Genomic DNA, 21,633 nt, shown 5'->3' on the forward strand with positions numbered 1-21,633 from the left:
TGCTTGGAATTCATCCCTTCCAACGGGTCGTCTCTTATGGGGCGGCCCGTTTTTTGATCCCTAGGGGACGGCAGGAAAGCGAATCATTTGGGTAGACTCTTTGGAGTTCGCAATCGATAGTTAGGAGGCGCCATGGGGCGCAATAACAAGCATAAGCGTGGAGCTCGCAATCAGCGCGGGCCGGTGCGCAGCGAACGCCGTCCGAGCCTGACCGGGCGCGTGCAGCTCCATGAGCACAGTGCCTATGTCATAACCGAGAATGGCGACTACAAGGTCATGGGCCGCGGCAAGCGCGAGATTATGGATGGCGATACCGTTGCCGTGAGCATTAAGAACAGCCCGCACGGTGAGCGGCGCGCCGTGATCGAAGGCGTGGTTGAGCGCGCAGCCATAAGCGTGGTGGGTACGTACCAGACCGCCGGTCCGCTTGGTGTGATTGAGCCGCTCGATTCGCGCCTGAAGGCCGACTTCTTCATTTTGCCCGAGGATACCTCGGCGGATCGTCTGGGTGTCCACCCGGGTGATGCCGTTGTCGCGCGCATTTTGACCTACCCGACGCGCCTGGAATCGGGCACTGTGACGATCGAACGCCGCATTGGCGGAGATGACGCGCCCGATTTGGGCGTTCAATATGTGATGGCGCGTTACGGCTATACCGATAGCTATCCCGAGGCCGCTCTGGCCGAGGCCGAGGGGCTTTCGCTCGATGTGTCCGCGGCGCTTAAGGACCCGCTCCGCCGCGATCTGCGCGACCGCTTTGTCATCACGATCGACCCGGTCGACGCGCGCGACTTTGACGATGCCATTTCGTTGGAGCGCACGCCCGAGGGTGGCTACAAGCTGGGTGTGCATATCGCCGACGTTTCACACTATGTGGCTTGGGACGGGCATATCGATCTTGAGGCTCGCCATCGTACGACATCGGTGTATCTGGCCGATCGCGTGCTTCCCATGCTGCCCGAACGCCTGTCCTGTGACCTGTGCTCGCTTCGCCCTGACGAGGACCGTCTTGCGTTTACCGTCGATATCGAGCTCGATGAGCAGGGTCGCGTGCGGCATTACGATCCGTACCCCAGCGTGATTCGCTCGCGTGTGCGTATGGACTATGACGGCGCCGAGGCGCTGCTGGTGCGTGCCGGCGCGGTTGAGTATTCGGTGCTGGAGGGTGCAGCCGAGGATGTTGCGGCTGCCGAGACCTCGCGCGAGGAAGCGCTTGAGCGCGGTCTTGCGTGCGAGGAGGCCGCCCGCGGCTACAACATCGACCTCGGCGATTTCCTTGTCGCCGCTAACGAACTCGCCGAACTTCGCCGTCGTATTCGTCGCGCCCGCGGCTCAGTCGATTTTGACACGGCCGAGATTCGCGCTCTATTGGATGAGGACGGAGTGCCCGTGCAGATTGTGGCGCGTGAGCGTTCGTGTGCCACGTCGCTTATCGAGGAAGCCATGCTGCTCGCCAACGAGTGCGTTGCAGAGTGGCTGGCAGACCGTGATATCGAGGCCTGCTATCGTGTGCATGAGGATCCGAGCCCCGATAGCCTGCACGGTGCTGCCGTTGCGCTGGCGCAGCTAGGCATCATCGACGATCGCCGTGCTGCCGGTATTGCCCTGGGGAGCCCCGATGAGCTGCAGGCTGCAGTTGATGCTGCCGCCGGTACGGCCAACGCACCGCTCGTCAACACGCTGCTTCTGCGCAGCATGCAGCGCGCGCTGTACAAGCCGCGCAACGAGGGCCACTTTGCGCTCGCCGCGCCGTGCTACTGTCACTTTACGAGTCCCATCCGTCGCTACCCCGATCTGGTGGTGCACCGCGTGCTCAAACTGCAGTTGGCCTATGAGCGGCTCGGCGGCAAGGACGCCTTGGTCCGTACGCCGCGGCTGATCGGCAAGGGGCGCGAGTCGCTGCCGCGCATTCTGCCGCAGATCTGCCGCGCATGCAGCGATGCCGAGCGCGCGGCAGATGCCGCCAGCCATGCGACGCAAAAGATCAAGATTGCCCAGTACTATGAGGACCGTCTGGGCGAGCGCTATGCCGGAACCGTCTCGTGGGTTAGCAGCATGGGCCTTTTTGTGCGCTTGGATCTAACGCAGGTCGAAGGCTTGGTTTCGATCAAGAGCCTGGGCAACGAGTGGTTCGAGTTCGACGAGGACGCGCTAACGCTCACAGGTGCCGACACGGGCGCCCGTTACGAGCTGGGGCAGCGCGTGATCATCGAGGTCTCGCGCGTCAATACCACGCGTGGGCACTTGGACTTTAAGCTTATCCATTAGCCAAATCCCGACTCATGGTGGGGGAGCGGAGGGCGGCCTTTCGGGACCGCCCTTCGCATTTGAATCGTGAGTACCTTGCCGTCTGCTCGGCCGCCCGCTTACCTGCTATTTGAGAGGTAAAACCTACCAAAATAAACCTGTCCCTTTTGGCAGGTTTACAAGAAAGCGGGGATGAGATGGCGACGGTGTACGGTTATGCGCGGGTGAGTTCGCGCGATCAGAATCTGAATCGGCAGCTGGATGCGCTGGGCGCCTATGGCGTGGGCTCAGCGAATATTTATGCCGACCATGCGAGCGGCAAGGACTTCGATCGACCGCGTTATCGCGAGCTGCTGCACGTCCTGGGAGACGGGGACGTGCTGGTGGTGCTTTCTATCGACCGACTTGGTCGTAATTACTCCGAGATTCTTGAGGAATGGCGACGCATTACCAAGGAGCTCGGGGTTGCCATTGTGGTGTTGGACATGCCATTGCTTGACACGCGCGCTAGGGCCAGCGGCGCGCCGGATGTGACCAACGTCCTGATTGCCGATATTGTGCTGCAACTGCTGAGCTACGTGGCGCAGGTGGAGCGCGAGAATATCCATCGGCGCCAGGCGGAGGGAATTGCAGCGGCGCGGGCGCGAGGGGTCCGTTTCGGTCGACCCCGCAAGCCGTGCCCTCCTCAGTTTGAGCTGGTGCGCGATAGCTATGAGGCGGGCGATATTACCCGCAGCCAGGCAGCAAAGTGCCTGGGCGTGTGCGTGGGGACGTTCGATCGCTGGATGCGCGAGGCGGGGTAGGGGTTTGCGTCGCTTTGTCGCTTCCTGTTGCGATTCAAATTTTGATACGGTGACGATGTCATTTGGGGCTACACTCGCTGATATTCAAAAAAAGGAGGTTGGCCCTTGGCGCGCGTAAAACAAATAATCGGATGGACCGCGATCGTTCTGTTCGCTGTAACGCTGGCGGGCATCTGGGTGCTGACGGAGCAAAATGCGGTGGAGACGTCGTTGCTGAGCGAGTCCACCGCGCGTGTGGTGGAGGGTCAGGCTACGGGCGTTCAGGCCGCCGATGCCACGGGTGAAGCCCAGACGGAGAACGGAATGACCGGGGGCACCGATTCGGCTGCCTCGAATGTCCGGTCTGGCCGACTTGCTTCCATTCGCATGTGGGTGGGCGCGAACGTCCGTCGCGTTGCCCATACCGTAGAGTTTTTCTTCGTCGGATTGTTCGCCTCGGTGATCGTGGCTTGCTTTTCCAGGCGTCCGTGGAGCGTGTGCTCCCGTTGCGTGCCCGTATTGCTCTTTTGCGCCGCCTGCTCCGTTGGCGATCAGGTACATAAGATCTTTGTTCCCGGCAGGCATTTCGACGTTATCGATTTAGGATTCGATGCTGCGGGCTATATCACCGCTATGCTGTTGGTATTGCTGGCAGCGGCGTTGGTACGCCATGCGACTCGGCCGATCGGCGCCCATGCGAGGCGCTAGCCGGTAACAAACCCGTTTCTGATAATGCGACCTTGTTGAATTATTTTGTGTCGCGCGTATTTCCGAGCGGTCGGATTTGAGGGGCGAGCGGTAGAACGCTCGCCCTTTGTGCGCCACGATGCGGCACAATGTACCGCAAAAGCTGTTTGTATCCGGTACGAATCGTTCGTTGGTCTTTAATTCTTCTCAACGGAGGTGTTTGAGATGGCAAACGGATTGCTTTTGCGGCTTCGCGAGCGTGAGCTCAGCGCGTGCCCGGCGGAACGCAATGTCATCGCATATGTAAGCGCTCATCCGCACGAGGTGGTCGGGCTGTCCGTCCGCGGTCTTGCCGATGTCACGTTCTCCTCGCCCTCGAGCATTTTGCGCTTTTGCAAGCGTTTGGGTTTTGCGGGCTACAAGGAGTTCCAGCGCGAACTGATTGCCGAGCTGGCGCTCTTAGGTGACAAGAAAGACGTAGCCCTCGAGGACATCTCCATGGATGACAGCGTCGAACGTATCGTGGGGAAGGTGATGAAAAGCAACGTGCGCACGATCGAGGCGACGGCGCGAACGCTCGATTACACCGTCTTGGAGCGATGCGCGGCCCGTCTTAAGCGGGCACGCGCGGTCAATCTGTTCGGTATTGGTGCCTCTCGTTTGGTCGCGCACGACCTGGCGCAAAAGCTCATGCGTGTCGACAAAGAGTGCCATCTGTACGACGACTGGCATGATCAGCTCTTATGTGCCAAGAACATGCATGAGGGCGATATGGCAATCGCCTTTAGCTACTCGGGCTTGACGCAAGAGGTGCTGGACTGCACCGTCGAGGCTCAACGTCACAACTGTCCCGTTGTGGCCGTTACCAAAGTAGATGGATCATCCAAGCTTGCCACCATGGCCGATGCCGTGCTCGGCGTTGCTGCGAGTGAACCCTTGGTCCGCAGCGGTGCCATGGCTTCGCGTATGGCCCAGCTTATGGTTGTCGATGCCCTGTACGCTGCTTACGTTGCCAGCGACTACGAACGGGCGACGCATGTCATTAAGCAAAACTACATCGAGAAACAGGAAAGATGAGGTGAATGAAATGCTCGATTTAACAAAATTCACGACCGAACAGCGTAATCAAAGGTCAATGGACCTCGATACGATGACATCGCTGCAAATCGTCACGACGATGAACGATGAGGATCTTCGTGCCGTCCAGTCGGTCACGAAAGTGTTGCCCCAGGTTGCCACAGCAATCGACTGGGCTGCTGAGGCACTCGAGCGCGGCGGGCGCGTCTTTTACATGGGCGCAGGCACCAGCGGTCGTCTGGGCGTACTCGACGCTTCGGAGTGTCCGCCCACGTTTGGCGTGTCACCCGATCTGATTGTCGGGCTCATTGCCGGAGGCGAGACGGCGTTTATCAAGGCTGTCGAAGGTGCCGAAGACAGCGATGAGCTTGGCGCGAACGACCTGCGAGAGCGTGGACTCTCGGACAAGGATCTTGTCGTTGGCCTGGCGGCAAGCGGTCGTACTCCTTATGTGGTGGGCGGCCTTGTGTACGCCAAGGCAGCTGGGTGCAAGACCATTGCAATTGCCTGCAACCAAGGGTCGAAGATCGGGGAGAGCGCAGATCTTGCCATTGAGCCCGTGCCCGGTCCCGAGGTGCTGACCGGCTCAACGAGGCTCAAGGCGGGAACGGTTCAAAAGCTCATTCTCAACATGATTTCGACCGGTGCCATGGTCAAGATTGGCAAGGTATACCAAAACCTGATGGTCGATGTGCAGCAGACGAACGAGAAGTTGGTGGTGCGCGGCCAGAACATCGTGATGGAGGCGACCGGCTGCACGCGCGAGCGCGCCGTTCAGGCGCTTGCAGATGCCGGCGGCCACGTAAAAACCGCTATTGTCTCGGTACTGCTGGACTGCGATGCCGAGCAGGCTGCGGTGGCTCTTGAGCGGGCGCGAGGCCATGTCCGTGCTGCGGTGAGTGGCCATGAGAAGAGCAATGCCGACGCCCAATAGGTGCGCGGCGTGAGCTGATATGACATCCAGACGAGATACCCAATACAAGGAGGAGTTATGACGAACAAAGAGCTGGCTCAAAAGCTGCTGGACCTTTTGGGCGGTAAAGACAACGTGCTGGCAAACGCGGCGTGCATGACGCGCCTGCGCGTGACCGTCAAAGACGCGGGCAACGTCGACACGGAGGGCATTAAGGCACTCGACGGCGTGATGGGCCTGGTCGAGGACGACACGATGCAGATCGTGCTGGGTCCGGGCAAGGTGAATAAGGTGCTCGAGGAGTTCTCCAAGCTCACTGGCCTTGCGAAAGGCGTTGCCGACGAGAGCGTGGTTGACGCTGCGGCCACAAACAAGGCCGCGCAGAAGGCCAAGTACGAGTCTAAGCCGGTTCAGGCCTTCCTCAAGAAGATTTCCAATGTCTTCGTCGCCCTGCTTCCCGGCATCATTGCGGCTGGCCTCATCAACGGTATCTGCAACGTCATTAACGTCTCGACGGCAGGCGCGCTTGCAGGCGAGTGGTGGTACCAGGGCATTCGTTCCATGGGCTGGGCCCTGTTTGCCTATCTGCCCATCTTGGTGGGCTATAACGCGGCACGTGAGTTTGGTGGCTCCGCTGCGCTGGGCGGCATCGCCGGCATGATGTGTATCGCCAACAGTGCCATGCCCCTGCTTGCGCCTGGCGCGGCTGATCCTGCCACTGCCATTCTGCTGCCGCTCACCAGTGCGCAGTACAACCCCGCAGCGGGCGGCATGATCGCGGCTCTCATCGCTGGCGCATTTTTTGCCTGGATGGAGCGTCAGATTCGCAAGGTTATGCCCAACGCACTCGACACGTTCTTGTCTCCGCTGCTGGTGCTCATCATCGGCGCCTTTGCTCTGATGCTCGTCATCCAGCCGGTTGGCGCATGGCTGACGACTGCCATCTTTAGCGTTTTGACCTTTATCTTCGAGAAGCTGGGCGTCCTGGGCGGCTATATCCTGTCGGCAGGCTTCTTGCCGCTGGTTTCCGTCGGCCTGCATCAGGCGCTCACGCCGATCCACGCTATGCTCAACGATCCCGACGGCGCTACCAAGGGTATCAATTACCTGCTTCCCATCCTTATGATGGCTGGCGGCGGCCAGGTCGGTGCCGGTTTGGCGCTGTACTTTAAGACCAAGAACGCCAAGCTCAAGAAGTACGTCGCAGAGTCCATTCCCGTTGGAATCCTGGGTGTGGGCGAGCCTCTGATGTATGCTGTTACGCTGCCGCTCGTTCGTCCGTTTGTGACGGCCTGCCTGGGTGCCGGATTTGGCGGCGCGCTCGCGGCGCTGCTTCACATCGGCACGGTTTCTCAGGGCGTTTCCGGTCTGTTTGGCCTGCTGATCGTCGTTCCTGGCCAGCAGCTCGGCTACGTTGCCGCTATGCTGCTTGCCTATGCCGCCGGCTTTGTCCTGACGTGGTTCTTTGGCGTCGACGAGCAGAAGATCAACGAGTTCTTTGGCGAGTAGTTTGATATCGCGAGCCGTGTTGCTCGGGGCTCGCGGTGCGCGGCAGATTTCTTGATGCTATGGTTGTGCCGGCGGGGCTAACTGCTCCGCCGGCCTTTTTTAAAGGAGCGTTGAAGCGTGAAAACGGGTATTTCGATTTATCTTTCCAGCCCTCTGCAGGATATTGAGCGGACGATTGAGCGTGGTGCCGCGGCGGGTGCGCGCTATGCGTTCACCTCGCTGCATATTCCCGAGGATGGGGGAGCGGCGTATGCCGATAAGGTCCGTCATGTGCTGTCGCTGCTTTCCGCCCGCGGCATTGCGCTCATTGCCGATGTGGGGCCTCGCACGTGCGATTTGCTCGGGCTTGAGCGCATCGAGGACCTGCGCGATCTGGGGTTGGAATACCTTCGTTTGGACTATGGCTTTAGCGACCAGCGGGTCGCGGAGCTGTCCGGTGTATTTCACATTGTGGTCAATGCATCGACGGTGAGTTCTGATGAAATCGCATCGTGGCGTGAGGCCGGTGCCGATGTGACTCGTTTTGCCGCCTGCCACAATTTTTACCCCAAGCCTTATACCGGTTTAGCTCTGGAGGACATTGCTCGGGTGAATCTTCGTCTTGCGGCGCTTGGATTCGAAATCATGGCTTTTGTGCCGGGTGATGCTAACGTTCGCGGGCCGGTATTCGAGGGACTGCCGACGGTCGAGGCGCAGCGCGGTCGCGCGTCAAAGGTTGCTCTCAATATGCTTGAGCTTGCACATGGCGCCGATTGCGACATTGTGTTGGTCGGCGACCCCGATCTATCCGATGCGGGCTGGGCGCAGTTTGCTCAAGTTTCCGCCGGATACGTGGATTTGCAATGCGAGCTTGAGCCCGGTTATGCCTATGTGCGCGGGCAGATTCATCACGACCGGCCCGACTCGAGCGTCCTCATTTTTAGGTCTCAGGAGTCACGTACGACGCTTAAGCCGGATTCCGTGCCGACGGATGTCGGAGCCGGCCTGCCGCGAAAGGCGGGGTCGATCGCTGTGAGCAATAGCGGATATGGGCGCTACGAAGGCGAGCTTGAGATTGCGCGGGTCGATCTTCCCGGTGACGAGCGCATGAACGTTGCGGGCCATATCACGCCCGAGGCAATGGAGCTGCTGCCGTTCATTAAACGCGGATTCGGGGTACGGTTCGTTTAGCGTGTGACCCGTGGGCTACAATTGGCCCATCATACGAAGGCGCCTCGTGTGGCGTGTGCCTGCGTTGGCCGATCTATATTCGGAGGATTCCCATGACCGTACTGTTTGTTGAATATCCCAAGTGCTCGACCTGTAAGAAGGCCAAGGCATGGCTGGACGAACATGGGGTAGAGTATATCGATCGCGATATCGTTTTGGACAATCCCACGGCTGATGAGCTTGCGACCTGGATTGCTCGTTCGGGGCTGCCGGTGCGGCGCTTCTTTAATTCGTCGGGCATGAAATATCGAGAGCTGGGCCTGAAGGCGCGTCTGGATGCGGGCATGACGGATCGGGAGTGCTACGAGCTGCTGGCGACCGACGGCATGCTGGTCAAGCGTCCGCTGCTGGTGGGCGACGACTTTGCGATTCCCGGCTTTAGGGAATCGGCTTGGGCCGAGGCGTTGCTGTAGCGGCTGCGGAAAGTGCGTCCCGGAATTCGCTTCCAGAATGGGATGCACTTTCCCAAAGTGGCCGGTTGCGGAAAGCACGTCCCATTCTGAGCTTCGATTGCGGGACACGGTTTCCGGTTGAGGGCTCAACGGGAAAGTGGGGACCAGTTTGAGCTTGAAATCTGGGACGCACTTTCCGCCGGCGGGCCTGCCCCAGTCAGTCCGCCAGCTGTGCCCATTCGTGCGGATCGTAGACCTTTACGTGTTTGTTGGGCTTGCCGCTCCAGTACTCCTCGTCCATAAAGGGCAGATATGCCTGAACGCCGGGGCAGATAAAGGGAATCCGCTGCTGTTGCAGTCGCTCGCGCTGGCGCTGCTCCAGATGCGCCTCGGATATGACGGTCGGCATGCCGGACAGCTCGACGAGGCTTGCCTGGATTCGCTTAAGGTCGGGGAGTCCCGCGTGCCATGACATCCGCATGATCAAAAAGGATGCACGGCGGTATTTTGCCTGCACCACAGTAATGGCGGGGCGCAGTGTGGGATGGATTTTGTCCCGTTCGGGCCAAAGGTCGGCAGTGATCTCGAGGCCCAGGGTCTCCCATAGGTAATCAAGCTCTTCGTCCATGGCGCCTCATATCTACGCGATCATTGATACTTCGATTGTGTTGCCTGGCGCTATCGTTTTCACGGTAGAATCTGCCAACGGTTGACGGCTACCGCTCGCGGCGTTTTGCCCTTCGCGTACAGCGGTTGGCTTCACAGGTCCTTCACGGGTTGGACTAAATTAGGCCAATTTGACTGAATTTCAAAAAAGTCAAAATTGGGGCTTGCGTCACGGCGAGACTTCCCGTATATTTCTTTCTTGCGCAAAGGCACAGCCGAGCGCAGCGATGCAGTCATTGGGATGTCGTCTAATGGCAGGACAGCGGATTCTGGTTCCGTCAATGGGGGTTCGACTCCCTCCATCCCAGCCATTGCATTTGCTACATATGGCCCGTTCGTCTAGCGGTTTAGGACGCCGCCCTCTCAAGGCGGAGATCACCAGTTCGAATCTGGTACGGGCTACCAAAATTGAACGCCCGGGCCTCGTAAGAGACCCGGGTTTTGTGTATTGACCGTATATACGGCGCCTGCCGTGTTTCGCTCAGATCGAGGAGTAGCCATGGATCTGCCCATCAGCTTGCAAGACATCACGTATGCCGAGAACTATCTGGCGCAGGGCGACTTGGCTACGGCGACGCCGCTGCTGGAGCGTCTGGTGGAGCTCGCCGAGGAGTATATTGATGCTGAGTGCAAGACGGAGGAGAAGCGTCAATACTTTAGCTTCGATAGCAAGTTTGAGCGCTTGGCCTATCGCCGCGTGGAGAAGGATCCGCGCGAGCTCGTGCAGGTCGAGGTGCCGTTTGACCGCCTGTACTCTGACATGGCGTTTGCCTACATTCGCCAGCAGGATTATGTGAGCGCTCGTAATGCCCTGATGCAGGCTGTGCGTTGGGACCCCATGAACTGCAACTATCGCTTGGATTTGGCCGAGCTGTTCCGCGCACTCGAGGACAAGCAGGAATGGGCATCGCTCTCGTTCTCGGTGCTGGAGCGTGCAAGCGATGGCAAGTGCGCCGCCCGCGCTTACGCCAATCTAGGTCAGTACTTCTTGGAGCCCGAGACCGAGAACGTTTCGGCTGCCGTGGGCTGCGCGCGTCTGGCGCTGCGCCTGGCGCCCAACGATGCGCATACGACGCGCCTGCTCAACAAGATCCATACCACCTATCCGGATGCCGCTGATGAGAGCGACGACCACGTGATGGGTGAACTGGCCCTGCAAGGCGTGCCGACCTCGCCTTCGGCCGAGATTGCCATCTGCCTGATTATGTGCGCGACCGATGCTGCAAGTGACGGCGACAAGCAGGAGGCGACGCGCCTGACGGTGCGTGCTCGCGACTTGGTGGGCGAGGAGGCCTGCGCGGCGATTATCAAACTGGTGCGCGAGAGCGATGCCGAGCTCAATGCCGAGCGCAAGGCAAAGCGCGAGACTGCGGGCTCAAACGCCGATGGAGCCAAGGAGGCCGGCGATGCCCAGTAAGCGCGAGCGCAAACTCATTTCCAAGAATCGCTCGGCACATCACGAGTACTTTATCGATGAGACGTTTGAGTGCGGTATTGAGCTGAGCGGCACCGAGGTCAAGTCGATTCGCGAGCGCGCCTGTCAGATCACTGACACTTTTGCGCTGATTCGTGGCGGCGAGTGCTGGCTCGTCGGACTGCATATCCACCCTTATAGCCATGGTGGCGTGTGGAATCGCGATCCCGACCGTCGGCGTCGTCTGCTGCTGCACCGCAAGGAGATCGACTTTCTTGACGGCAAACTTCGCAACCGTGGTTATGCGCTGGTTCCGTTGGAGCTCTACTTTAATATCGACGGCCGCGTAAAGCTGCTGCTGGGTCTGGGTCGCGGCAAGAAGCTCTACGACAAGCGCGAGGACATGGCCAAGCGTGATGTCCAACGCGAAATCGACCGCGCCCTTAAGGAACGCAACCGTTAGGCACTCTGCATAAGTTGCGGTGGAATACGGACTGTTTTGCCTGTTTGAGGGGCTATTCAGTCCCTATTTCACCGCAACTGCGGGCGTCTCATCTTTCTTACTGTTCTGACACATATGTCTCAAAGGCGGCGTCCGTTATGGGTGCCGCCTTTTTTTGTGGGTACATACATTCATGAGGTTCCAACCCGAGCTAGGGGAGTGATCGTTATGGACAAAACTGCGTTCTTTACCATGCCGAGTGGCCTGTACGTGGTGAGCGCCGCGGCAGACGGGCTGCGCGCCGGCTGCGTCATCAACACTGCGGTGCAGGTGACGTCCATGCCGCCGCGTATTTCGGTTGCCGTGAACAAGGACAATGTCACCTCGGGCGTCATCGCATCGGCCAAAGCGTTCGCGCTGACCGTGATCGATCAGACGGCCGATATGCTCTACATTGGCAACTTTGGATTCCGTACCAGTAGCGACTATGACAAGTTTGCCAAGTACGAGACCCACGAGACCGCGCTGGGCATGCCCTATGTGCCCGAGCACGCGGCGGCGCTGTTTAGCTGCCGTCTGATTGATGCCGTGGATGTGGGCACGCACCTGCTCTTTATCGGTGAGGTCGAAGATGCCGAGCGTCTGAGCGGCGAGGCCCCGCTGACCTATGACTACTACCACAAGGTGTTAAAGGGCAAGACGCCGCCCAAGGCTTCGTCGTATCAAGGCTAGAAATGTTCTAAAAATACTTGCATTATATTATTGAGAATATATACTAATAAGCAAGTACACCAGCAGTCACGTTCGAGAGGAAAACATCATGGCTGAGGAGAAGAAGACGTATAAGTTCGTGTGCACCGTTTGCGGTTACGAGGTTGAGGTCGACACGCCCGAGCTGCCCGAGGACTACGTGTGCCCGGTGTGCGGCGTCGGTCCCGATCAGTTTGAGCTCGTCGAGGAGTAACTCGCAGGCACACGGCGAAAGCCGAACATAGCTCTGTCCAAGGGTCCCGGTCGAATTCTCGGCCGGGACCCTTTTGATTTATCTGACGGTTTAAAACGGTCTCACGTGTTACAGATTAAGACGTTATATCTGGACAGTCACGCCATCCCAATTACATCCCCGTTAGCAGCACGATGTCGAGAATCGTCACGATGACGCCGATCCCTACGAGCAGCGCGTTGAGCGGGCGCGAGTTGGCGTATTTGCCCATAACGCGGGCTGAGCTGGTGAGCCGTATGAGCACAAAGACCGTAATCGGCAGCTGAAGCGACAGCAGCGCCTGACTCCAAATGAGACCCTCAAAAGGATTCGGGACGACCAGGCACGCCGCCACTGCGCCGACGAAACAGGCCGCCACTCCGATCGAGGAATGTCGGTCGTGGATGTCATATTCCTCGTAGAACATGCCCGCGGTGATGGTGCCCGCCGCCATGCCCGCCGTCACACTACTCGAGAGCCCCGCAAATAGCAGCGCCACGGCAAAGATGGTCGAGCTTGCCGGGCCCAGAATGGGGGAGAGCGTGGCCGCTGCGACGGCGAGGTCGTCTACGACCATGCCGTGCGCAAAGAAGGTCGTTGCGGCCAGGATGACCATGGCCGAGTTGATTGCCCAGCCCACGCCCATCAAAAGAGCGTGTCGAAGAGCTCGTAGCGCAGACGTTCTTCGATAACCCGCTCGCCTTGGCCTTCGAAGTGCATGGATTGGATGACTTCGGAGTGCAGGAAGAGGTTGTGGGGCATAACGACCGCGCCTAGGACACTTACGATAATCGCTGCCGAGCCGGTGGGCATACTGGGTGTGATCCAGCTTGTGGCGGCTTGCGGCCAGTCGATCTTGACTAGTGCAAGCTCGGCTAAAAACGAAAGTCCCACCACGCCCACGAAGGCGATGATCCAGCGTTCGGCACGCTTGTAGGAGTTCGTCATGAGCATCGCCATCGATACTGCCGCCACGATGATGCAGCCGGTGCGCACAGGCAGCTCAAAGAGCATTTGAAGGGCAATCGCGCCACCCAGGACTTCGGCCATGGCGGTGGCGACCGTGGCTAGATACGCGCTGCCGAGTATCGCACGCCCGACGAGGCGGGGCAGGTGGCGCGTCGTGGCCTCGGCAAGACACATGCCCGTGGCGATGCCCAGGTGCGCCGCGTTGTGCTGCAGCACGATGAGCATGATCGTGGACAGCGTGACGATCCACAGCAGCGCGTAGCCAAACTGCGAGCCGGCGGCCATATTGGAGGCCCAATTGCCCGGGTCGATAAAGCCAACGGTCACGAGCAGCCCAGGGCCGATATGCCGTGCGATGTCGAGTCCGCCGTGGCCACCGGTGCGCCGGGAACCAAAGTGTTGTTTGAGATGGTTGATCATGGTGCGCTCCTGCGTGCCGTTTGCTTGACGCCGCAAAGGATACCCGTTTTAGGCTCGAAGTTAACCAAGACTAACAAAATAGCTGTATTTGAATAGGATGAGGAAGGGGACTGCCGAAATGTCTTGATCTGTAACAACTAGGGATGGAAATTGGACCTAGCTGTTACAGATCAAGACAGGAAGAAATGGTTCTATGGAAAATCTCGATCTGTAACAGCTGACCGCCAAAACCGGCCCTTCGTGTTACAGATTGAGACATTCGGAGCCGTCTCTCAAAAACATCTCAATCTGTAACAGTTGGGCGCCAAAATTGGGTCTTCCTGTTACGGATTGAGATGTTTGAAGCGGTGAGCATACGGGCTGAACTTGGGGGCCTATGTTGTCGCCCTTGAGGTCGGCGGTGTCCACTCGTAGGGCGTGCGTTAAGCGATTGTTTCGAAACGGGCGGGAAACACAACGGACCGGTGATGCTTCTAGTATGCCTAGTCAACTGACTGTCTAACACCTAGGGGAGGATCGCGATGCAGGCAGATTCCGCTCAGCAGCAGGGCCTTTATCGCCCCGAATTCGACCACGATGCATGTGGCATCGGCGCGCTTGCCGATATCAACGGCGAGCGCCATCACCAGATTCTGGACGACGCACTGTCCATTCTGGTCAACTTGGAGCACCGCGGCGGCACCGGACTCGAGAAGAACACCGGCGACGGCGCCGGAATCCTGTTTCAGGTTCCGCATCACTTTTTCCGCAAAGAGGCTCAAAAGTGCGGCCAGATTCTGCCGGCAGAGGGCGACTATGGTGTGGCCATGCTGTTCTTCCCGCAGGACGACAAGGGCGTAGAGGATGCCCGCCGCGTGTTTGAGGAGGGCTGCGCCGAGGCCGGCGTGCCGCTGCTCTTTTGGCGCGAGGTGCCCGTCGACCCGCACGACCTGGGCGAGACGGCCCGCGCCTGCATGCCCACAATCTTGCAGGCCTTCCTGGGCCGCCCCGACGACACGCCCGCCGGCGACGCCTTCGAGCGCCGCCTGTATGTGTGCCGCCGCACCATCGAGAAGAAGGCCGACGCCGAGTTCGCCCTGCGCGACAAGATCTTCTATGTGTGCTCCATGAGCTCGCGCACCATCGTGTACAAGGGCATGCTTGTGGCCACGCAGATGCGCCGTTTCTTCATCGACCTCAACGACGCCGCCGTCAAAACGGCCGTGGCGCTCGTCCACTCGCGCTACTCCACCAACACCACGCCCAGCTGGGAGCGCGCACATCCCAACCGCTTTATCATCCACAACGGCGAGATCAACACTCTCAAGGGCAACGTCAACTGGATTCGCGCCCGCGAACCCAACCTGTACAGCCCCGTGCTGCAGCACGATCTTGAGCGCGTGATGCCCATCATCAACCGCGAGGGCTCCGATTCCGCGATTCTGGACAACGTACTCGAGTTCCTGGTCATGAACGGCCGTCCGCTCACGCGTGCCGCGTCCATGCTGCTGCCCGAGCCGTGGGACCACAACGACAGTCTGAGCGAGGAGCGCCGCGCCTACGACGCCTACCAGTCCATGCTCATGGAGCCGTGGGATGGCCCGGCGGCCATCGCCTTTACCGACGGTCGCACGCTGGGTGCCGCCCTCGACCGTAACGGCCTGCGTCCCGCCCGCTACTATGTGACGCGCGACGGTCGCTTTATGCTGGCAAGCGAGGTGGGCACCATCGAGGTGCGCCCCGAGAACATCCTGACGAGCGGCTGTCTGGGGCCGGGCCAGATGCTCGAGGTCGACTTTGCCCGCGGCCGCGTGATCTACAACGACGAACTGCGCGCCCGCTATGCCAAAGAAAAGCCCTACCGTGATTGGATTGCCGAGGAGACGCTGACCGTTGACGCGCTCGATGAGCCCGTTGCGGCAACGCCCGCCGAGGACGCCGAGGTGCCCGCCGCCGTACGCATGGCCAAGCTCGGCTATCACTGGGATGATGTTGACGAGGTCGTGCGCCCCATGGCCCAGCAGGGCAAGGCCCCGCTCGCCTCGATGGGCATCGATGCGCCGCTGGCCTGCCTGTCCAAGAAGACGCGCTCGTTCTTTGACTACTTCTATCAGCTGTTCGCCCAGGTCACGAATCCGCCGATCGATGCCCTGCGCGAGCACATGGTCACCTCGACCACGCTCTACCTGGGCAACCACGGCAACCTGCTCGAGGACTCCCGTACGGCCTGCCAACTGGTGCGCCTGGAGCGCCCGTTGCTCAACGAGGAGGAGTTCGAGCGTATCTGCGCCATCGACCGCGTGGGCTTTAAGACCCGCCGTTTCCGTGCCGTCTACCGCCGCGATGCCGGCGAGGGTGCGCTGCAGGCTGCGCTCAAGCAGCTTGCAGAGGACGTTGAGGCCGCGGTCCGCGACGGCGTGAACATCGTGGTGTTGAGCGATCGCGCCGGAGCGGGCGAGGTGCCCGTGCCGTCGCTGCTCGCCGTGGGCTGCGTGCACAACCACCTGATCCGCGCCGGCGTGCGTACCTTTGCCGACATCGTGGTGGAGTGTGGCGACGCCGTGTCCCCGCACGACTTTGCGGCGCTGGTGGGCTATTCCGCGAGCGGTATCTATCCGTACAACGCGCATGCGTGCATCCGCGACTTGGCGGCGCACGGCGATCTGGACGTGACAGCCGAGCAGGGCATCGCCAACTACAACAAGGCCGCGACGGCGGGCATCGTCTCCATCATGTCCAAGATGGGCATCTCCACGGTGCAGAGCTACCACTCCGCGCAAATCTTTGAGGCCGTCGGCTTTACGCCGGAGTTCGTCAACGCGTACTTCGCCGGCACGGTGAGCCGTGTGGGCGGTATGGGTGTCGAGGACGTTGAGCGCGAGCAAAACGAGCGTTACGACGCCGCGCTCGCTATCCTTAAGAGCCCGGCTCCCGATCAGCTGCCCACGTTGGGTCTGACCAAGTGGCGCCCGCTCGGCGGCGAGGATCACCTCATCGATCCGCAGACTGTCTACTTGCTGCGGACCGCCTGCCGTGAGGACAGCTACGACACCTTTAAGGAGTACAGCGCCCGCCTGCACCGCACCGGCCGTGCCGTGCGCCTGCGCGACCTGCTGGACTTTGATGCCGGCGGCCGCACCCCGGTGGCACTCGACGAGGTCGAGCCCGCGCTCAACATCGTTCGCCGCTTTAACACCGGCGCCATGTCGTACGGTTCCATCAGCAAAGAGGCACACGAGTGCATGGCCATCGCCATGAACCGCCTGCACGGCCGTTCCAACTCGGGCGAGGGCGGCGAGGATCCGCGCCGCGAGACCCCGCTGGCTAACGGTGACTCCAAGAATTCCGCCATCAAGCAGGTGGCAAGCGCGCGCTTTGGCGTGACGAGCCGCTACCTGTGCAGCGCCTTTGAGATTCAGATCAAGATGGCCCAGGGCGCCAAGCCCGGCGAGGGCGGCCACCTGCCCGGCAAGAAGGTCTACCCCTGGATCGCCGAGGTCCGTCAGTCCACGCCCGGCATCGGCCTGATCTCGCCTCCGCCGCACCACGACATCTACTCCATCGAGGACCTGGCGGAGCTTATCTTCGATCTTAAGAACGCCAACCCCGGCGCACGCGTGTCGGTCAAGCTGGTCAGCGAGGCCGGCGTCGGCACCATCGCCACCGGTGTGGCCAAGGGTGCCGCCGACAAGATCTTGATCAGCGGCCACAACGGCGGCTCCGGTGCTGCGGCGCGCGATTCGATCTGGCACGCCGGTCTGCCGCTGGAGCTTGGCCTTGCCGAGGCCCAGCAGACGCTGCTGCAAAACGGCCTGCGCTCACGCGTGGTGCTCGAGGCCGATGGCAAGCTCATGGACGGCACCGATGTTGCCGTCGCCTGCCTGCTGGGTGCCGAGGAGTTTGGCTTTGCGACCATGCCGCTCATCTCCATGGGCTGCCTCATGCAGCGCGACTGCCAGCAGGATACCTGCCCGGCCGGCATCGCTACGCAAAACTGCCGCCTGCGTCGCGGCTTCCGCGGCAAGCCAGAGCACGTCGAGCATTTTATGCTCTTTGTTGCCGAGCAGCTGCGTGAGGTCATGGCGAGCCTGGGCTTCCGCACCGTCGACGAGATGGTCGGCCATCCCGAGTGCTTGCGCCAGATTGAGGTCCCGGGCAACCGCAAGGCCAACCTGCTCGATCTGTCGCCCGTGCTGGCGAGCGCGACCTGTGAGTTTGGTGCCCATATCCCGGATGCCGACGGCCGTCACTTCCTGCCCCAGATGGCTGCGGACAGCGAGCTCGACAAGACGCTCGACTCCACGTTGTTTGTGCCCTATACGGCCGATGCCCGTGCGCACCTGCGCCCGATTCGCTTCCGCGCCGATATCGCCAACGTCAACCGCTGCGTGGGCACCATCTTGGGCAACGCGGTGACCAAGGCGCATCCCGAGGGCCTGCCCGCCGGCTCCATCACCATCGATTGCGATGGTTCGGCCGGTCAGAGCTTTGGCGCCTTCCTGCCGCGCGGCATTACGCTCAACGTGTGCGGCGACGCCAACGACTACTTTGGCAAGGGCCTTTCGGGCGGCGAGGTGTCGGTGCGCCCCAACCCGCATGCGACCTACAAGTTCGACGAGAACATCATCGTGGGCAACGTTGCGTTCTTTGGCGCTACGAGTGGCCGCGGCTTCATTAACGGCCTGGCCGGCCAGCGCTTTGGCGTACGCAACTCCGGTGCCACGGTGGTGGTCGAGGGCTGCGGCAACCATGGCTGCGAGTACATGACGGGCGGTCTGGCGCTCATCTTGGGCGAGGTCGGGCAGAACTTCGCCGCAGGTATGACGGGTGGCGTGGCTTATGTCTTCGATCAGTACGGCACGCTCGATGCCCGCGTGAACCACGAGAGCGTTGAGCTCAAGGCCCCGACGGCCGGCGAGCTGGCGCAGATTCGTGCGCTCATCCAGGAGCACGTGGACGCGACTCAGAGCCCGCGCGGCATTAAGCTACTCTACAGCTTTGAGACGATGAGCAAACACTTTGTGAAGGTCATTCCGACCGAGTACGAGCGCGTGCTGGCGATTGTCGCCGCCGCCGAGGCCATCGGTAAGACGCATGCGCAGGCTGAGGAGCTGGCGTTTGACATTGTGACCGGTCGCGCGAGCGCCGCGGATGTCGCTCGCTTTGATGTCGCGGGCGGTACTGCGGGTGCTGTGCCCGTGGCTGCCAGCCCTTTTGCTTCGACCAAGAAGGAGGCGTAAGTGCCATGGGTAAGCCAGGTGCTTTTCTTGATATCGATCGCGTGGCCCATGAGTTGCGCCCCGTGGAGGAGCGCAGCCGCGATTTCGATCCGCTGTTCGTGGAGCTCGACGACGATGCGCGCCGTGCCCAGGCGAGCCGCTGCATGATGTGCGGCGTGGCGTTTTGCCAGATGGGCGCGAGCTTTGGCAAGGCACGCCTGAGCGGCTGCCCGCTGCACAACCTGATTCCCGAGTGGAATGAGCTGGTGTACCGCGGCCGCTGGGATGAGGCTGCCGAGCGACTGTCGCTCACCTCGCCCATGCCCGAGTTTACGAGTCGCGTGTGCCCGGCGTTGTGCGAGGCCGCGTGCAACCTGGGTTCGGTCGATGGCCAACCCACGACGATCCATGACAACGAGCGTGCGATCAGCGACCATGAGTGGGCAAATGGCGGTCCGCGCCGCTTTGAGCCGGCAGGGGAGGATGCACCCACGGTCGCTGTGATTGGCTCTGGCCCGGCTGGCCTGGTGGCTGCATGGGAGCTTGCACGTCGCGGTGCCCGTGTGACGGTATTTGAGCGTGACGACCGCCCGGGCGGCCTGCTCATGTACGGCATTCCCAACATGAAGCTCGAGAAGTCTGTGGTCGAGCGTCGCGTGGCACTCATGCGCGAGCTGGGCATTGTGTTCGAGCTGGGTGCCGACGTGAGCGATCCCAAGGTTACCGCCAAGCTCGACGACTTTGACGCCGTCGTGGTGGCTGCCGGCGCCCGTGCTCCGCGTGGGCTTTCGGCTGCGAACATTGATGCCCCGGGCGTGGTGTATGCCGTGGACTACCTGACGGCTTCGACCGTCTCGGTGCTCGATGGCGGCGAGCCTGTCATCGATGCACGTGGCCTGGACGTCGTCGTCATTGGCGGCGGCGATACCGGTAACGACTGCGTGGGCACCGCGGTACGTCAGGGTGCGCGCAGCGTGCGCCAGTTTGAGTTCTTGCCGGCTGCGCCCGATAAGCGCGCGGCGAGCAACCCCTGGCCGCAGTGGCCCAACGTTAAGAAGACCGACTACGGCCAGCAGGAGGCTATCGCTGCGATGGGCGGCGAGATGCGTGCCTGGGGCGTGGATACGCTCGAGGTGCTGCTGGACAAGAAGGGTGCGGCCGCGGGTCTGCGCGTGGTCGATCTGGACTGGTCGGCGGGAAAGCCCGAACGCATTGCAGGTTCCGAGCACGAGGTGCCGGCCCAGCTGGTGCTCATCGCCTGCGGCTTTACGGGTCCCGAGCATGGCGTGTTCGATGCGGTAGGCGTGCCTGTTGCCACCGCTGGTCGTCCGCTGCCTGTGATGGCTGCCGAGGGCTCGCACCTCGCGGCGCGTGTCGACGGCGTCGCCGCGGATGCCGCGCCGGTGTATGTTGCCGGTGACGCTCGTAACGGCAGCTCGCTCGTGGTGAACGCTATGGCCGACGCCCTGGCCTGCGCAGCCGAAGTCGCCGAGGCGCTGGAGCTGTAAGGCGGCTGTCCACAGCTGAATCGACAAGGGCTGTCCCCAACGGCTGGCCCAAATGGAACGTCCCCAAGTGCCGGCAGCTGGGGACGTTCCTTATGTGCCGGCATTCGGGGACACTCCTTGCGGGTTTGCGACCGATTTGTTCGTTTGCCGACGTACGGGTGTTCATTTGTCGACTTCTTGGGCTGTGGTCACCTGTTGTTTCTGTGGTGGCTACGGGCATCTGGTTCAAAAGAGCGGGTTGGCCGTCTATGTTTACCTGCGGTTTTGTTGCGGCGCGCATATTCGGTCAAGTGTCCCGTCAAGTGTTTGGTCAGCAGTTGGTTTGCAGCCGGCGGCCTATTTTGTCCGTGCTGACAGTGGCTGCCCACCCTCCTCGTAAGCTCAAATTGAGGTTCATCAGTTTGAGGAGGATGCCGTGACTGACCACGTTTTAGACCGAGCTCATCTGGCCGAAGCCGTCGGCAACGATATTGCCGACATGGCCCATTTTTGGATGCTGCGGAAGTTTCAGTTTTTGGAGCCGGCGCGCGAGCAGTTTGAGATTATTGTCGACCCGTGGCTCAGCTATCGCACCGAGCCTTCCCAAAACGAAATCATGGCCTACAACATGGCGTTTACCGATTGGCTGCTCTTCGAGCGCCCCTATCGCCATGGCAAGACGCTGCTCGAGCTGTATGTTGATGAGCCGCCGGCATCGTTTTCGCCTGCCTCGCTTAAGCGGCTCGAGCAGGTGCGCGACACACAGTATTTCTCGCGCTTTGGCATTTTGGACAAGGATCCTGCGAACGGCATGGTTGCGCTGAAGGATACGCGCGCCGACCTTCGCTTTGATGTCTACGACCCGCATATCGTGCAAAAGGAGCATTGGAGCGACGGCGCGATCGCGGTGCGCCTCGCCTGCGTCGACGATGTCTGGCTGACGGCGGGACAGCTCTATCTGTATGACATCGCGCGCCTGAGTGACACGGCGGTCGATGGACCGGGTGCGGTGCATCCCGAGGATCTGCAGGACGGCTTTGACACCTCGTGCGTTAGCTTCTTTTTGCGCCTGGTCCGCGACATCATGGGCGCCCAGGGGCGCTACGTGAAGTCCCTCAACATCTACGAACAAGAATGGGAGTAGGGGATGTGACTGGTGCCGCCCTACAGCCCTGACTTTGTCTCAATCTGTAACGTTTGGCGGCTGTTTGGGCCCGTAACTGTTACAGATTGAGACGG

Annotated in this window: 16 protein-coding genes, 2 tRNA genes and 1 pseudogene; 17 read left to right on the forward strand and 2 right to left on the reverse strand. The window is 60.8% G+C overall.

The annotated features are described in order from the left end of the window. Positions 1-132 precede the first annotated feature (132 nt). The 8 genes from ACESWY_RS04590 to ACESWY_RS04625 all read left to right on the forward strand — a co-directional run bounded on the left by ACESWY_RS04590 (position 133) and on the right by ACESWY_RS04625 (position 8,837). Positions 133-2,268 carry a ribonuclease R family protein gene (locus ACESWY_RS04590; protein ID WP_373093135.1) on the forward strand — a complete coding sequence of 712 codons (2,136 nt, stop codon included), beginning with the start codon at positions 133-135 and terminating at the stop codon, positions 2,266-2,268. Positions 2,269-2,444: 176 nt separating this feature from the next. After that, positions 2,445-3,050: a recombinase family protein gene (locus ACESWY_RS04595; protein ID WP_055285671.1), complete on the forward strand. Its 606-nt coding sequence runs from the start codon at positions 2,445-2,447 to the stop codon at positions 3,048-3,050. Positions 3,051-3,155: 105 nt separating this feature from the next. Beyond that, entirely contained in the window at positions 3,156-3,737 is a 582-nt protein-coding gene (locus ACESWY_RS04600; RefSeq protein ID WP_373093134.1) for a VanZ family protein, read from the forward strand. Positions 3,738-3,941: 204 nt separating this feature from the next. Further along, a complete protein-coding gene (locus ACESWY_RS04605; RefSeq protein ID WP_271759124.1) occupies positions 3,942-4,793 on the forward strand; it encodes a MurR/RpiR family transcriptional regulator in 852 nt (283 codons plus the stop codon). Between the two features lie 10 nt (positions 4,794-4,803). Then, positions 4,804-5,727 (forward strand): N-acetylmuramic acid 6-phosphate etherase, encoded by a 924-nt coding sequence (gene murQ, locus ACESWY_RS04610; protein ID WP_368135244.1) that lies wholly within the window; start codon positions 4,804-4,806, stop codon positions 5,725-5,727. Positions 5,728-5,784: 57 nt separating this feature from the next. Further along, the gene (locus ACESWY_RS04615) at positions 5,785-7,215 is read left to right on the forward strand and encodes a PTS transporter subunit EIIC (protein ID WP_195625107.1); all 1,431 of its coding nucleotides are present in this window, start codon (positions 5,785-5,787) and stop codon (positions 7,213-7,215) included. 117 nt (positions 7,216-7,332) lie between these two features. Next, positions 7,333-8,385, forward strand: a complete 1,053-nt coding sequence (locus tag ACESWY_RS04620; RefSeq protein ID WP_373093133.1) for a MupG family TIM beta-alpha barrel fold protein — start codon at positions 7,333-7,335, stop codon at positions 8,383-8,385. 92 nt (positions 8,386-8,477) lie between these two features. Then, the gene (locus ACESWY_RS04625; protein WP_118226386.1) at positions 8,478-8,837 is read left to right on the forward strand and encodes an arsenate reductase family protein; all 360 of its coding nucleotides are present in this window, start codon (positions 8,478-8,480) and stop codon (positions 8,835-8,837) included. Between the two features lie 196 nt (positions 8,838-9,033). On the opposite strand, the gene ACESWY_RS04630 is transcribed toward ACESWY_RS04625, so the two are convergent. Further along, entirely contained in the window at positions 9,034-9,444 is a 411-nt protein-coding gene (locus tag ACESWY_RS04630; protein WP_006235322.1) for a hypothetical protein, read from the reverse strand. 275 nt (positions 9,445-9,719) lie between these two features. Here ACESWY_RS04630 and ACESWY_RS04635 point away from each other — a divergent pair. From ACESWY_RS04635 to ACESWY_RS04660, 6 genes are all read left to right on the forward strand, one after another. Beyond that, positions 9,720-9,793 (forward strand) — tRNA-Gln (locus ACESWY_RS04635). A 17-nt stretch (positions 9,794-9,810) separates the two neighbouring features. Then, a tRNA-Glu gene (locus tag ACESWY_RS04640) sits at positions 9,811-9,887 on the forward strand. Between the two features lie 94 nt (positions 9,888-9,981). Then, positions 9,982-10,899, forward strand: a complete 918-nt coding sequence (locus ACESWY_RS04645; RefSeq protein WP_035137397.1) for a tetratricopeptide repeat protein — start codon at positions 9,982-9,984, stop codon at positions 10,897-10,899. Next, positions 10,889-11,359 (forward strand): SsrA-binding protein SmpB, encoded by a 471-nt coding sequence (smpB, locus tag ACESWY_RS04650; RefSeq protein WP_035137396.1) that lies wholly within the window; start codon positions 10,889-10,891, stop codon positions 11,357-11,359. The genes ACESWY_RS04645 and smpB overlap by 11 nt, the downstream gene beginning before the upstream one ends. Positions 11,360-11,566: 207 nt before the next feature. Next, complete coding sequence (locus ACESWY_RS04655) at positions 11,567-12,070, forward strand: flavin reductase family protein (protein WP_055310340.1); 504 nt, start codon at positions 11,567-11,569, stop codon at positions 12,068-12,070. An 88-nt stretch (positions 12,071-12,158) separates the two neighbouring features. Next, positions 12,159-12,302: a rubredoxin-like domain-containing protein gene (locus tag ACESWY_RS04660; RefSeq protein ID WP_035137395.1), complete on the forward strand. Its 144-nt coding sequence runs from the start codon at positions 12,159-12,161 to the stop codon at positions 12,300-12,302. A gap of 151 nt (positions 12,303-12,453) precedes the next feature. On the opposite strand, the pseudogene ACESWY_RS04665 reads toward ACESWY_RS04660, so the two are convergent. Continuing rightward, positions 12,454-13,709, reverse strand: a pseudogene (locus ACESWY_RS04665) (Nramp family divalent metal transporter). Between the two features lie 521 nt (positions 13,710-14,230). Here ACESWY_RS04665 and gltB point away from each other — a divergent pair. The 3 genes from gltB to ACESWY_RS04680 all read left to right on the forward strand — a co-directional run bounded on the left by gltB (position 14,231) and on the right by ACESWY_RS04680 (position 21,538). Continuing rightward, on the forward strand, positions 14,231-18,928 hold the full coding sequence (gene gltB, locus ACESWY_RS04670; protein WP_373093132.1) for a glutamate synthase large subunit: 4,698 nt from the start codon (positions 14,231-14,233) through the stop codon (positions 18,926-18,928). A gap of 5 nt (positions 18,929-18,933) precedes the next feature. Further along, positions 18,934-20,415 carry a glutamate synthase subunit beta gene (locus ACESWY_RS04675; RefSeq protein WP_373093131.1) on the forward strand — a complete coding sequence of 494 codons (1,482 nt, stop codon included), beginning with the start codon at positions 18,934-18,936 and terminating at the stop codon, positions 20,413-20,415. Positions 20,416-20,830: 415 nt separating this feature from the next. Continuing rightward, positions 20,831-21,538 carry a hypothetical protein gene (locus ACESWY_RS04680; protein WP_373093130.1) on the forward strand — a complete coding sequence of 236 codons (708 nt, stop codon included), beginning with the start codon at positions 20,831-20,833 and terminating at the stop codon, positions 21,536-21,538. Positions 21,539-21,633: the final 95 nt, after the last annotated feature.

It is taken from the genome of Collinsella aerofaciens ATCC 25986 (genome assembly GCF_964237925.1).
Taxonomy (GTDB): domain Bacteria; phylum Actinomycetota; class Coriobacteriia; order Coriobacteriales; family Coriobacteriaceae; genus Collinsella; species Collinsella aerofaciens_BJ.